The 13,321-nt window shown below is 65.8% G+C and carries 11 protein-coding genes; 6 read left to right on the top strand and 5 right to left on the bottom strand.

From position 1 onward, the window contains the following. Positions 1–161 precede the first annotated feature (161 nt). The 6 genes from H1D44_RS18400 to H1D44_RS18375 all read left to right on the top strand — a co-directional run bounded on the left by H1D44_RS18400 (position 162) and on the right by H1D44_RS18375 (position 6,931). A complete protein-coding gene (locus tag H1D44_RS18400) occupies positions 162–1,226 on the top strand; it encodes an aromatic ring-hydroxylating dioxygenase subunit alpha (RefSeq protein WP_181516719.1) in 1,065 nt (354 codons plus the stop codon). Beyond that, positions 1,223–2,191, top strand: coding sequence for a PDR/VanB family oxidoreductase (locus H1D44_RS18395; protein WP_181516717.1), 969 nt, complete (start codon positions 1,223–1,225; stop codon positions 2,189–2,191). Before H1D44_RS18400 ends, H1D44_RS18395 begins: the two co-directional genes overlap by 4 nt. Before the next feature lie 38 nt (positions 2,192–2,229). Beyond that, on the top strand, positions 2,230–3,264 hold the full coding sequence (locus H1D44_RS18390; protein ID WP_181516715.1) for a TRAP transporter substrate-binding protein: 1,035 nt from the start codon (positions 2,230–2,232) through the stop codon (positions 3,262–3,264). Positions 3,265–3,501: 237 nt separating this feature from the next. After that, complete coding sequence (locus H1D44_RS18385) at positions 3,502–4,272, top strand: crotonase/enoyl-CoA hydratase family protein (RefSeq protein WP_181516713.1); 771 nt, start codon at positions 3,502–3,504, stop codon at positions 4,270–4,272. Between the two features lie 10 nt (positions 4,273–4,282). Beyond that, positions 4,283–5,068: a 3-hydroxyacyl-CoA dehydrogenase gene (locus H1D44_RS18380; protein WP_181516711.1), complete on the top strand. Its 786-nt coding sequence runs from the start codon at positions 4,283–4,285 to the stop codon at positions 5,066–5,068. Positions 5,069–5,146: 78 nt separating this feature from the next. Next, positions 5,147–6,931, top strand: a complete 1,785-nt coding sequence (locus tag H1D44_RS18375; protein WP_181516709.1) for an acyl-CoA dehydrogenase — start codon at positions 5,147–5,149, stop codon at positions 6,929–6,931. 69 nt (positions 6,932–7,000) lie between these two features. Here the strand turns inward: H1D44_RS18375 and H1D44_RS18370 are convergent, their stop codons facing one another. The 5 genes from H1D44_RS18370 to dctP form a co-directional block, all read right to left on the bottom strand. Beyond that, positions 7,001–8,191, bottom strand: coding sequence for a thiolase family protein (locus tag H1D44_RS18370; protein WP_181516707.1), 1,191 nt, complete (start codon positions 8,189–8,191; stop codon positions 7,001–7,003). A 20-nt stretch (positions 8,192–8,211) separates the two neighbouring features. Beyond that, the gene (locus tag H1D44_RS18365; protein ID WP_238984560.1) at positions 8,212–9,786 is read right to left on the bottom strand and encodes an acyl CoA:acetate/3-ketoacid CoA transferase; all 1,575 of its coding nucleotides are present in this window, start codon (positions 9,784–9,786) and stop codon (positions 8,212–8,214) included. 273 nt (positions 9,787–10,059) lie between these two features. Beyond that, positions 10,060–11,355, bottom strand: coding sequence for a TRAP transporter large permease (locus tag H1D44_RS18360; protein ID WP_181516705.1), 1,296 nt, complete (start codon positions 11,353–11,355; stop codon positions 10,060–10,062). Positions 11,356–11,359: 4 nt separating this feature from the next. After that, the gene (locus H1D44_RS18355; protein ID WP_181516703.1) at positions 11,360–11,878 is read right to left on the bottom strand and encodes a TRAP transporter small permease; all 519 of its coding nucleotides are present in this window, start codon (positions 11,876–11,878) and stop codon (positions 11,360–11,362) included. 65 nt (positions 11,879–11,943) lie between these two features. Further along, positions 11,944–13,077, bottom strand: coding sequence for a TRAP transporter substrate-binding protein DctP (gene dctP, locus H1D44_RS18350; protein WP_181516701.1), 1,134 nt, complete (start codon positions 13,075–13,077; stop codon positions 11,944–11,946). Positions 13,078–13,321: the final 244 nt, after the last annotated feature.

Below are 13,321 nucleotides of genomic sequence, written 5' to 3'. Positions count from 1 at the left end.
ACCCTTGCTGTCCTTTCGAAATCACCAATGGATCCAACTAAAGCATAAGTTGACCAATGCAACGCCGAAAAGCTCTACTTTGGATCCAAACACAATATTACCACCGTGACCGAGCGCGGCTTCACGCCGCCGGCATGCCGGCCCCTGCCGAGGAGAGAACCATGAGCCAACAGGCCCCCTTCCCCAAGAACACCTGGTACGTTGCCTGCACCCCGGACGAGATCGCGGACACGCCGCTGGGACGCACCATCTGCAACGAGCCCATCGTACTATTTCGCGGTGACGAAGGCCGCGTTGCCGCGGTGGAGGATTTCTGCCCCCACCGCGGTGCCCCGCTGTCGCTGGGCTTCGTCCGCGACGGCAAGCTGGTGTGCGGCTACCACGGCCTGGAGATGGGCTGCGACGGCAAGTGCGCCGGCATGCCGGGGCAGCGCGTGCGCGGCTTCCCCAGCATTCGTGCCTACCCGGTCGAGGAGCGCCACGGTTTCGTGTGGCTGTGGCCGGGGGATCCCGAACAGGCCGACCCGAGCCTGATCCCCGAGCTGCACTGGGCCAACAATCCCGACTGGGCTTACGGCGGCGGGCTCTATCACATTCACTGCGAATACCGCCTGATGATCGACAACCTCATGGACCTCACCCATGAGACCTACGTGCACGCCTCCAGCATCGGCCAGCCGGAGATTGAGGAGGCCGCTCCCGAGACCACCGTGAATGGCGACGAGGTCATTACCAGCCGACACATGGAGAACATTCCTGCGCCGCCCTTCTGGCAGGCGGCCCTGCGCGGCTGCGGCCTGGCCGACGACGTGCCGGTGGATCGCTGGCAGATTTGCCGCTTCACCCCGCCGAGCCACGTGCTGATCGAGGTGGGCGTGGCCCATGCCGGCAATGGCGGCTACGACGCCCCGGCGGCGGTCAAGGCATCGAGCATCGTGGTCGACTTCATCACTCCCGAGACCGACACCTCGATCTGGTACTTCTGGGGCATGGCGCGCAACTTCAAGCCCGAAGACGGCGAGCTCACCGAAAAGATCCGCGAGGGTCAGGGCAAGATCTTCGCCGAGGACCTGGACATGCTAGAGGCCCAGCAGCGCAACCTGCTGCGCTATCCTGAGCGTCAGCTGCTCAAGCTCAACATCGACGGCGGCGGCGTACAGGCCAGGCGCATCATCGATCGCATCCTGGCCGAGGAGCGCACCGCCAGGGAGGGCGTCACGCCATGAGCAGCGTTCCCCTCTCGCTGATCGTCGAGGTCAAGGCGCGCCACGACGAGGCCCGGGACATCGCCACCTTCGAGCTGGCCGATCCTCACGGTCGGCCGCTGCCGGCGTTCAGCGCCGGCGCTCATATCGACGTACGGCTGAGAGACGGCCTGATTCGCCAGTACTCGCTGTGCAATCACCCCGAGGAGCGCGACCGCTACCTGATCGGCGTGCTGCGCGACCCCGCCTCCCGGGGCGGCTCGGTGGCCATGCACGAGGAGATCAAGGTGGGCGATCTGATCCAGGTCAGCGCGCCCAAGAACCACTTCCCGCTCAAGCCGGCCGGTCGCACCCTGCTGCTGGCCGGCGGCATCGGCATCACGCCAATTCTCTGCATGGCCGAGCGCTTGGCCCACACCGATGCCGAGTTCGAGCTGCACTACTGCACGCGCTCCCCGGAGCGCACCGCCTTCCGCCAGCGCATCGCCGCCTCCGGCTTCGCCGAGCGGGTGCACTTCCACTTCGACGACGGCGAGCCGGCACAGCAGCTCGACCTCGCGGCGCTGGTCGCCACGCCGGACCCCGAGGCCCGAGTCTACGTCTGCGGCCCCACCGGCTTCATCGAGGCGGTGCTGTCGGCCTGCAAGGCGGCGGGCTGGCCCAGCGATCGGCTGCACACCGAGTACTTCGCCGGTGCCGTGACCGACACCACGGACGACGGCAGCTTCGAGGTCAAGATCGCCAGCAGCGGCGCCAGCTTCACCGTGCCCGCCGACAAGACGGTGCACCAGGTGCTGTCCGAGAACGGCATCGAGATCATGGTCTCCTGCGAACAGGGCGTCTGCGGCACCTGCCTGACCCGGGTGCTGGAGGGCGAGCCCGACCACCGCGACCTCTACCTGGACGACGACGAGCACGCCGCCAACGACCAGTTCACTCCCTGCTGCTCGCGGGCCAAGAGCAAGGTCCTGGTGCTGGACCTGTAGGCGCTTCACATGACGACAACGACAAGAGGAACACCCCCATGACACCCAGCAAGAGCGTGACCGCCCTTTCCAAGAAGAGCGTCCTCACCGGCGCCCTGACCGCGGCCCTTCTAGCCACACCGGCTCTGGCCGAGGCCACCACCCTGCGCATCGCCCACGTCTGGCCCGGCGGTTCGCTGATCGACCGCGAGCTCTTCCAGGCCTGGGCGGAGAGCGTCGAGGAGGCCTCAGACGGGCGCCTGCAGGTAGAGATCTTCCCCGGCGCCACCCTCACCGGTGCCGACAATGCCTACCAGGGCGTGGTCAACGGCATCGCCGACGTCGGCGCCACCGCCCAGGGCTACAATGCCGGGCGCTTCCCGCTGACCCAGGTGGTCGAGCTACCCGGCGTCTCGGCCAGCAGCCGCCAGGGCTCATGCATCCTGCAGTCGCTCTATGAGCAGGGGCACTTCGACGAGGAGTACTCCGATACCCGGCCGCTGTTCATGTTCACCACCGGCCCCGGCTACCTGCACACCAAGGAGCGCCTGATCGAGACGCCGGCGGACCTGGAAGGGCTGCGCCTGCGCCGTCCCACGCCGGTGGTCGGCGACATGTTCACCCGGCTCGGCGCCCAGGCCGTGGGCATGCCGGCGCCGGAGGTCTTCACCTCCATGCAGCGCGGCGTGGTCGACGGGCTGAGCTTCAACTGGGAGGGCATGAAGACCTTCCGCCTCAACGAGCTGGCCAACTATCACACCGAGGTACCGCTCTACGATCTGTCGCTGTTCGCCACCATGAACCAGCGCACCTACGACAGCCTGCCCGAGGACCTGCAGCAGGTGATCGACGATCACAGCGGCCTGGAGTGGTCGCTGCGCGCCGCCGAGGTCTACGACGAGCTGATTCGCCAGGGACGCCAGGACGCCGAAGAGGCCGGCCACGAGTTCCTGGTCATCGAGAATGCCCTCGAGCATGCCGACTGGGGTCCAGTGCTGAACGAGACCATCGAACGCTACCTGGAGGAAGTCGGCGAGGAAGGCAGGGAGATCTACGAAGCCGCCCTCGCGCTACAGGACGAGTGCCGCGCCTGAGTTCTTCACTCGCCACACTCTATTCGCCACCACCCATTCGCTAAGTAACCCCTTCGTTGACGGCAGCCCTCGGGCTGCCGTTTTCGTTTCTCCTCCAGCAGCCTCTCGCAAGACTAAAGTCGAAGAAAGGCAGGAATGACCCGGCTCGGCAACTGCTGTAACCTACACATTGTTTAAGATCACAACAGTATTCTCGAACAACAAGCGATCAGCTTGACGATTATTGCCGAGGCCCACATGACCGAAACGCTCGTCAAGACGACTCTGGACGACACCATCTACATCATCACCCTGGCGCGCCCGGAGAAGCGTAACGCCGTCAGCGACCGTTTGCTCAGCGCCCTGGAAGAAGCCCTGGTGGCCACGCCGGAAGAGGCCCGAGTCATCGTCCTGGCTGCCGAGGGCAAGCATTTCTGCGCCGGTCTGGACCTCGCCGAACATCAGCATCGCGACCCCTTCGGCGTAGTGCAGCATTCGCGCGGCTGGCACCGCATCTTCGATCGCCTGCAGAACGGCGGCCTGCCGGTGGTGACCGCCATGCAGGGCGCCGTCATCGGCGGCGGACTGGAGCTGGCCACCGCCACCCATGTCCGGGTCGCCGAATCCAGCACCGTCTATCAGCTGCCGGAAGGGCGCCACGGCATCTTCGTCGGCGGCGGCGCCTCGGTACGGGTCTCCAACATCATCGGCCCAGGCCGCATGTGCGAAATGATGCTCACCGGCCGGGTGATGACGGCCGAGGAAGGTCAGCGTCTCGGCCTCTCCCACTATGTGGTCGGCGACGGCGAGAGCCTCGACAAGGCCCGCCAGCTCGCCGAGCGCATCGCCGAGAACGCCCCCATGGCCAACTGGGCCATGGTCTCCGCCATCTCGCGCATCGACAACATGGCCAGCGACGACGGCTTGTTCGTGGAATCGCTCACCGCCGCTCTGACCCAGACCAGCCCCGAGGTGGCCGAGCGCATCGGCAGTTTCTTTACCAAGAAAGGCCAGGGTCCGCGCACCTGAGGAGAACACCATGAAGTTTCAGGACAATACCTTCATCGTTACCGGCGGCGCTTCGGGGCTGGGAGAAGCCACCGCCCGCGCCCTGCACGACGCCGGTGGCAACGTGGTGATCGCCGATCTCAATGCCGAGCGCGGCGAAGCGCTGGCGGGCGAGCTGAACGCCAGGAGCGCCACCGACCGCGCACTGTTCCGCCGCGCCGATGTCGTCAGCGAGGCCGATGCCCAGGCCGTGGTGGCGCTGGCCGTGGACACCTTCGGCGGCCTGCACGGGCTGATCAACTGTGCCGGGGTCGGCGATCCCGCCAAGGTGGTCGATCGTCAGGGCGAGCCGCTGCCGCTGGATGCCTTTGCCCGCATCGTCAACATCAACCTGCTGGGCACCTTCAACATGCTGCGCCTGGCAGCCGCCGCCATGGCCAAGGGCGAGCCCCAGGCCGACGGCGAGCGCGGAGTGATCGTCAACACCGCCTCGGTAGCGGCCTTCGACGGCCAGATCGGCCAGCCCGCCTATGCAGCCTCCAAGGGCGGCATCGTGGCCATGACCCTGCCCATCGCCCGGGAGATGGCCCGCCACGGCATCCGCGTCATGACCATCGCCCCGGGACTGTTCAGGACCCCGCTGATGGAGGCATTGCCGGAAGAGGCGCAGCAATCCCTGGCCTCGTCCATCCCTTTCCCCAACCGCCTGGGCGAGCCCGACGAATTCGCCCGCCTGGCCTGCCATATCGTCGACAACCCCATGCTCAACGGCGAGACCATTCGGGTGGATGGGGCGATTCGTATGGCTCCGAGGTAAGGCAACCTGATTTATTGCTGCGCTCGCGACATAAATCAGCGTTCCCTTTTTCACAAAGCAAGATACGGAAAGGCCACCATGCTTGATTACCAGGCACCGCTGCGCGATATGCAGTTCATCCTCGAGGAGCTGGCCGGTCTCGAGCGGATCGGCGAGCTGCCCGGCTGCGAGGACGCCTCGCCGGACTTGGTCAGCGCCGTGCTGGAGGAGGCCGGCAAGTTCGCCGCCGGCGTGCTCGCCCCGCTCAACCCGGTCGGCGACCAGCAGGGCTGCCGCCTGGAAGGCGAGCGAGTGGTCACTCCCGAGGGCTGGCAGGCGGCCTACGACCAGTTCCGCGAGGCCGGCTGGATCGGCCTCGCGCTGCCGCCTGAGCATGGCGGCCTGGGCCTGCCCAAGCAGGTCTCCACTCCAGTGTGGGAGATGTGGTTCTCGGCCAACATGGCCTTCGCCATGCTGCCCCAGCTCAACGTGGGCCAGACCGAGGCGCTGACGATCGCCGCCAGTGAGGCGCAGAAAGCCACCTGGCTCGACAAGATCGTCAGCGGCGAGTGGGCCGCCACCATGAACCTCACCGAGCCCCAGGCCGGCTCCGACCTGGCCGCCACGCGCATGCGCGCCGAGCCCGAGGGCGATGACGCCTACCGCCTGTTCGGCCAGAAGATCTTCATCTCCTACGGCGAGCACGAGCTCACCCCCAACATCGTGCACCTGGTACTGGCCCAGCTGCCCGACGCCCCGCCGGGGGTGAAGGGGCTGTCGCTGTTCCTGGTGCCCAAGTACCTGCTCGACGAACGGGGCGAGCCGGGGCAGCGCAACGAAATCCGCTGCATCGCCATCGAGCACAAGATGGGCATCCACGGCAGCCCCACCTGCACCCTCAGCTACGGCGACGACGGCGGCGCCCTGGGCTATCTGGTCGGCGAGCCGCACCAGGGCCTGGCCACCATGTTTGTGATGATGAACGAGGCCCGCTTCAACGTGGGCATCCAGGGCCTGGCCCTGGGCGAGCGCGCCTATCAGGCCGCCCTCGCCTACGCCCATGAGCGTGTGCAGGGGCGCGACATCGTCAGCGGCGAAGTCGGCCAGCCCATCATCGTCCACCCCGACGTCAAGCGCATGCTGGTGTCGATGCGCGCCCGGCTGATGGCCATGCGCGGCCTGCTCTACAGCGCCGCCGGCTGGTTCGACCTCGCCCGCCACCACCCCGAGGCCGAAGTCGCCGACAAGTACCGCCGCTACGTCGATCTGCTGATGCCGGTGGCCAAGGGCTGGTGTACCGAGGTGGGCAACGACCTCTGCGACGAGGCGATCCAGGTGTTCGGCGGCATGGGCTTCGTCGAGGAGACCGGGGTCGCCCAGCTGTTCCGCGACGCCCGCGTCATCACCATCTATGAGGGCACCACCGGCATTCAGGCCAACGACCTGCTGGGGCGCAAGATCCTGCGTGAGGACGCCGCCACCCTGCGCGAGCTGATCGCGGACATCCGCGAGACGGCCGATCGGCTCGAATCTGATGCCAAGCTCGGCGACCTGGCGCAGCCGCTCCACGACCAGGCCACCCTGCTCGACGAGAGCGCCGACTGGCTGCTGGCCCACAAAGCCGACACCGCCGTGCTCTATGCCGGTGCCGTACCCCTGCTACATATGCTTGGCATCGCCTGTGGCGCCTGGCAGATGGCCCGCCTGGCGCTGGCCGCCGAAGCCCGCCGTACGACAGACGACGGCGACCCCGACTACCTGACGGGGCTAAGCGAACTGGCCCGTTTCTACATGGCCACCCAGGCACCCCAGGCTCGCGCCCACGGCCATACCCTGCGCCACGCCGGCGCGGTGCTGAGCCGCTTTTCCGCCAGAGAGCTTTGAGAGAGAGCTTTGAGAGAGGAGCTTTGGGAGAGGGCCTAAGGCCCTCTCTCAGTCTCACGCCGCCAGCCGTCACCCCACCTTGAGGATCAGCGCCGCGGCGGAGTCGCCAGCGGCGCAGCCGGTCACCAGGGCGTAGCCGCCGCCCTTGAGCGCGGTCTCCTCGATGGCTTCGATCAGCAGCCGCGCCAGGGTCGGTGCCTGGGGGTGGCCGTAGACCAGCGAGGTGCCGTAGTTGTTGAAGGTGTGGGCATCGAGCCCCAGCGCCTTGGACAGGTGCAGGTCGTTGGCGATGAAGGGCGTGTGATTCTTGATGGTCTTGATCTGGTCGAGCCGGAGATCGGCCCGGGCGAGCGCGCGCTTGACCGATTCGGCCGGTGCCATCGGCATGTGCGCCGGCTTGGTGCGGGCATGACCGTAGGCCACCACCTGCACCGCCATCTGCGGGTCGCTGCTCATCGCCTGGGCACGCTCGCGGGTGGTGACCAGAATACCGGCATTGGCATCGGCCGGGTGGGTCTGGGCCCCGTAAGTATGGATACCGTCCGACTGCACGCTGCGCAGCTTGGCGAGCCCCTCAGCAGAAGTAGCGACCACGCCCTCGTCGGCCTCGACGAGCTTGGTCTCCTTGCGCGAGACCGCCACCTCCACCGGGAACATGTAGCGCTTCTGGAAGGCCCGCTCGTTGGCCAGGGCCTCGGCGTACTGCTCGTAGCGTCGCAGGGTCAGCTCATCGGCCTGCTCGCGGCTGAAGCCGTGCTCACGCGCCACGTTCTCGGCGGTGGTCAGCATGTCCTTGCCGGTGGCCGGGTCGGCGGCGATGTTGTCCATGTTCCAGTTCTCGGCGATCACCTCGCCGCCCGGCCCGTTGGGGTTGGGCCAGATGGTGTGCGGGCCGTTGGAGGGCCGGTCGGCCAGCAGGCAGTAGGTGGTGTCGAAGCTGCCGGAATCCACCGCCAGGGCGGCATTGAACACCGCCGTGGTGGCGGTGGCGCAGGCCTGGGTGATGTTCTGGCCGGGGGCCTGGCCGGCGCCCATCATGGCCGCGGCCCAGGGAGCGCCGTAGAAGATCGACTTCTGTCCCACCGACACCCCCAGGTAGAGGTAGTCGATGAGGGTGGGATCGATGTCGCGGGCGGCGAACCAGCGCTTGCTGGTGGCCGCGCCCAGCTCGATGGAGTTGACGTTGGCCAGGCTGCCCATCCACTTGCAGAAGGGGGTGGTGTAGTAGCCGCCGTAGGGGATGTAGGCGTTCTTGAACATGTCCGATCTCCAAATACCGTTCAGTCGCGGGTCAGATGCGCGCGCAGGCCGCCCCATTGGGGCTGGAAGAGCTCCGCCGGCATTTCGCGCAGCTCGCTGGCAATGCGCGGCACGAAGTCCATGGCCGCCAGGATGTCGCGCTCGACGCCCAGCCCGGGGGCGATTTCGGTCAGGGTGATCTCGCCGTCGAGCAGCTCGAACACGCAGCGCTCGGTGACGAACAGCACCGGTTTGCCGGTCTCGTTGGCATAGCGACCGCTGAAGGTGATCTGGTCGACCCGCTGGACGAACTTGCGCCGCGGCCCCTCCTCGAGAATCCGCAGGCTGCCGTCCTCGACCGCCACCTTGCCGCCATTGGTGAAGGTGCCGCAGAACACCACCTTGCGGGCGTTCTGGCTGATGTTGATAAAGCCGCCCGGCCCCACCACCTTGTCGCCGAACTTGCTGACGTTGAGGTTGCCCTCGTGGTCGGTCTGGGCCAGCCCCAAGAAGCACACGGCCAGGCCGCCGCCGTCGTAGAAGTCGAACTGGTAGCCGTGATCGATGATCGCCTCGGCGTTGTAGGCGGTGGCAAAATCGCCGCCGCTGGCCGGTACGCCGCCGTAGGTGCCGAGCTCGGTGGTCAGCGTCATCAGATCGCTGACACCCTCTTCCGCCGCCACGCTGGAGACCCCCTCGGGCATGCCGATACCGAGGTTGACCACCCCGCCCGGCACCAGCTCCATGGCGGCACGGCGGGCGATCACCTTGCGCGGGTCCAGCGGCAGCGGCTTGATGCCGCCCAGCGGCACCCTGAGATCCCCGGCCAGGGCCGGGTTGTAGGTGGTGGTGATGGTCTGCATGTGGTGCTCGGGCTCGGCCACCACCACGTAGTCGACCAGGTCGCCCGGCACTTTGACCTGCTTGGGATGCAGGCTGCCCTGGGTGGCCAGGTACTCCACCTGGGCGATGACGATGCCGCCGCTGTTCCTGGCCGCCTGAGCCATGGAGAGCTGCTCGAGGAACAGTGCCTCGCGCTCCATGCTCAGGTTGCCGCGCTCGTCGGCGGTGGTGGCGCGGATCACCGCCACGTCGACCGGGAAGGTGCGATACAGCAGCCACTCCTCGCCTTCCAGCTCGACCAGCTTGACCAGCTCCTCCTCGGCGGCGGTATTGGCCTTGCCGCCCTCCAGCCGCGGGTCGACGAAGGTGCCGAGCCCCACCTTGCTGAGCACGCCGGGCTTGTTGCCGGCGATATGCCGCCACAGGTGCGCCAGCACGCCCTGGGGCAGCAGGTAGCCCTCGACGCGGTTCTCGCGAATCAGCTCGCCCATGCGCGGGGCCTGCCCGGTATGGCCGCTGATCAAGCGCTTGACCAGGCCGGCGTGACCGAGATGATTCATGCCGCGGGTCTTGCCGTCGCCGCAGCCGCAGCTGTGCGCCACGGTGAGATTGCGGGGCGCCCCGGTCTCCAGGAAGCGCTGCTCCAGCGCCGTGGCCACCGCCTCGGCGAAGCCGCACAGGCCGGCGGTGGTCCAGATGACGGTGTCGCCGTCCTGGATCAGGTTCGCCGCGGCAGCACTGTCGATGATCTTGTTCACACTTGTCGGCTTCACTGTTGTCGGCCCTCTTGCGAAATCACCACTAGGCTCTGTACGAAAACTGTCTGTGCTCGCCCATACGGCGTTAAAAATCGGCTCAAAGTACTCATTTACACCCCGTAAACTCCGTCTTTTCGCCGATTTTTGCCTTGTCTGGCCATCGCTCGCCGACTTTTCGTACCAGGCCTAGCATGGAGAGATATATTGTTTAATCAACAAACATTTTGATTCGTGAATCTCCGGCCCGAGCACCCCGGCCACAGCGACCGGGATGCTCCGTTCAGCCTGTCAGCCGGTCAGCACCAGCACGATCTGGGGATAGAAGATCACCAGGGCCACCACCAGGATGTCGGCCACCAGGAAGGTCGACACGCCACGGAAGATGTCCATCAGCGAGGCGTACTGCCCGGCCACGCCCTTGATGACGAAGATGTTCATGCCCACCGGCGGCGTGATCATGCCGATCTCCAGCAGCTTGACCAGCAGCACGCCGAACCAGATCAGGCTGACGTCGTACAGCTCGAAGATCGGCAGCAGCACGGGCAGGGTCACCAGCATGGCGCCGAAGGGCTCCATGAACAGCCCGAGGAACAGATAGATCAGCACCACCACCAGCATCAGTTCGAGATAGGACGGATCCCAGCCGCTGACCGCGCCGGTGATGTAGCCGGCCACGCCGCTCAGGCTCAGGAACATGGTGAACATGCTGGCACCGACGCCGATGATCAGCAGCGCCGAGGTGGTGGAGAGCGTCTCGAGCAGCGCCGCCTTCATTGCCCTGCCGTCCAGCCGCCGCAGCATCAGCCCGATCAGTATCGCCCCGGCAGCACCCACGGCACCGGCCTCGGTGGCGGTGAAGAAGCCGGAGAAGAGCCCGCCGAACACCAGCACCCCGAGCACCAGCACCGGCCAGATATCGAGCAGCGCCTGGCGCGGGGAGACATCGCGGGCGCCGGTGGCCTCGCGGGGCACGATATCGGGGCGCAGCCAGCTCACCACCAGGATCACGATGCAGTAGCTCACCGCAGTCAGCAGACCGATGGTGATGCCGCCCAGGAACACCTGGGTGATCGAGACCTGGGCGAACACGCCGTAGACGATCATCAGGATGCTGGGGGGAATCAGCGCCCCGATGGTACCGCCCGCGGCAATGGTGCCGCAGGCGAAGCTGGGCTTGTAGCCGCCCTTCACCATCTCGGGAATCGCGATGCGCCCCATGGCCGCCGAGCAGGCGACGCTGGAGCCGCTCACCGCCGCAAAGCCGGAGCTGGCAAAGATGCTGGAGATGGCCACGCCACCCGGCAGCCAGCGGAACACCACCTTGGCCGCATTGAACAGGCCGTTGGTGAGCCCGGCGTGGTAGCAGACGAAGCCCATCAGCAGGAACATGGGTACCGCACTGAGCGTCCACTTGGCGATGAACTCATAGGGCGTCGACGAGAGCATGCCGATGGCGGTGCTCCAGCCGAACATCATCGTCATGCCGCCCAGCGATACCGACACCAGGGCAAGCGCAACCGGCACGCGAAGCGCCAGCAGGACGAGGAGGATGATCAATCCATAGAAACCGGTCGCAACGGACATGAAATTACCTTTCCTCTTGCGCGGGAGGGTCGTACGTCGCTCCCGTCGCCAGCAGCGGCAGCCTGACCACACAGACCAGGGCAGCCAGTGCAAAGGCTGCGGGCAGTACGAAATAGGTTGGCCAGACGGGCATCGGCACATTGAGGGACATGACGTAGGCGCCGATCTGGTACTGCTCCATGGCCTTGCCCCAGGTAGCCACGGCCAGCGTGGCGTAAATGGCTGCCGAGAGCAGCGAGACCAGCACGTCCGAAATACGGATCAATCCGGGGCTCATCATGCCTTCCAGCGCTTCGACGCTGATCATGTTGCGCCGCCACTCGACCCAACCCAGGGGCAGCAGCGCCAGCGTGATCAGGTAGTAGCGGGTGACCAGTTCCAGCGTGGCGGGAATGGAGATCGACAGCGTCGAGCGCAACACCACATCGAGCGTGATGTGCACCACCATCAGCAGAATCCCCAAAGTGCCAAGCAGCGCCAAGCCGACAGCGGCAAGGTTGGTCAGGCGATATAACACAGCCATGGGCGTCTCCATCAGGGGCACGAATGCCGGCCCGAGGGCCGGCCGTTCGTGGGCACACTACCTACTCAGCTACCGTAGGTGGCGAAGTCGACGTCACTAAAGATTTCACGCTTCATGGCATCGGCAATGGCCTCGGGGTCGTCGCCGATCTCCTCGACGATCTCGGTCCACTTTTCGACCAGTGCCTGGAAGCGCTCGATCTTGCCCTCGGCATCCTCCACGCCATGGCGACGCTCAGCCTGCTCCGCGGCGTAGACCAGGTCCTCTTCGATGAAGGCCGGAATGGCATCGAGAAGATCCTGCTCGGGCTCGAGAATCTCGATGCCGCTCTCCTGGGCGATGTCGCGCGCCTCATCGGCCATCTCGTAACCCCAGCGCTGGGTGATGGCGGTGCTCGCCTCGACGGAAGCGTGGATCATCGCCTCACGCTGTTCCTCCGTCAGGCTGTCCCAGGCCTGCTGGCCGATGGCGTGAGAGATGGTGCTGTGGAAGGTGCCCAGCTCGACGTCGGTCACGTAATTGAGCACGTCGTCGAGACGGAAGGAAATGATGTCGGCGATGGAGGCGATGGTCCCCTCGATCACGCCCTGGGAGAGCGACTCATAGGTCTCACCCACCGACATGGTCGCCGGCGTCAGGCCGACCGACTCGGCCCAACGGGAGTACTGCGGGCCGCCGACGCGCATGCGCAGGCCGCGCAGATCGTCGAGAGAGCGCACCGGCTTGGTACTCAGGATGCGATAGAGGTCAGAGGCATGCGAGCTGGTATAGACGATGCCCAGCGCCTTTAGCTCTTCCTGACATTCCGCACAGGTCACGATATATTCCGTGACTGCCGCAGCCATGGCATGGGGCGTGGTGCCGAGGAAGGCCATGTCGCCGACCAGGTTGATCTCGGGAAGGTCGGCCGGGAAGTAGGCCGGCAGGAACAGCCCCGCCTCCACCAGGCCGCTGCGGATGGCATTGCGCATGTTGCCGATGTTGGCCACCTCGGTGCCCATCAGGTTGCCTGTCAGCTCACCGTTGGTCTTCTCCTCCAGGCGCTCGGCGAACTGGGTGAACATCGGGTCGTAGGCGGGATGGGCGGGCGGCACCCCAGGCGCCATGCGCAGCTCACGGGCCTGGGCATGGCTGGCGAGTGCCAGACTCCCCGCGGTGACGGCAATGGCAACGGTCTTGAGCAGCGTGTGATTCGTCATGGGTGTCTCCAGATGGATTATATTTGTTTGAAACAACAACAGTAGCTCTACTCAGCTATTTTGTGATCTGATTATAGTCCACTCATCAACCCCTCTTGATACCCGACTTTGGTATGACTAACGGCTCGCTTTTCCAGACCTTCAGCAGCTATAGGAACACATGCTGAAAAAAGGCCCGGCGGACCTTACACCCACCGAGCCAAAGCAAGCTAGTCGGACACAGAGCACGTTACCTTCAGAAGCT

The sequence above is a fragment of the Billgrantia kenyensis genome (assembly GCF_013697085.1).
GTDB classification, from domain to species: domain Bacteria; phylum Pseudomonadota; class Gammaproteobacteria; order Pseudomonadales; family Halomonadaceae; genus Halomonas; species Halomonas kenyensis.
This window is presented reverse-complemented; position numbering and strand designations above follow the sequence as displayed.

Coding starts and splice junctions, on each gene's coding strand:
- H1D44_RS18385 (WP_181516713.1), top strand. CDS start 3,502: ATGACCGAAACGCTCGTCAAGACGACTCTGGACGACACCATCTACATC.
- H1D44_RS18380 (WP_181516711.1), top strand. CDS start 4,283: ATGAAGTTTCAGGACAATACCTTCATCGTTACCGGCGGCGCTTCGGGG.
- H1D44_RS18360 (WP_181516705.1), bottom strand. CDS start 11,355: ATGTCCGTTGCGACCGGTTTCTATGGATTGATCATCCTCCTCGTCCTG.
- dctP (WP_181516701.1), bottom strand. CDS start 13,077: ATGACGAATCACACGCTGCTCAAGACCGTTGCCATTGCCGTCACCGCG.
- H1D44_RS18355 (WP_181516703.1), bottom strand. CDS start 11,878: ATGGCTGTGTTATATCGCCTGACCAACCTTGCCGCTGTCGGCTTGGCG.
- H1D44_RS18395 (WP_181516717.1), top strand. CDS start 1,223: ATGAGCAGCGTTCCCCTCTCGCTGATCGTCGAGGTCAAGGCGCGCCAC.
- H1D44_RS18375 (WP_181516709.1), top strand. CDS start 5,147: ATGCTTGATTACCAGGCACCGCTGCGCGATATGCAGTTCATCCTCGAG.
- H1D44_RS18400 (WP_181516719.1), top strand. CDS start 162: ATGAGCCAACAGGCCCCCTTCCCCAAGAACACCTGGTACGTTGCCTGC.
- H1D44_RS18370 (WP_181516707.1), bottom strand. CDS start 8,191: ATGTTCAAGAACGCCTACATCCCCTACGGCGGCTACTACACCACCCCC.
- H1D44_RS18390 (WP_181516715.1), top strand. CDS start 2,230: ATGACACCCAGCAAGAGCGTGACCGCCCTTTCCAAGAAGAGCGTCCTC.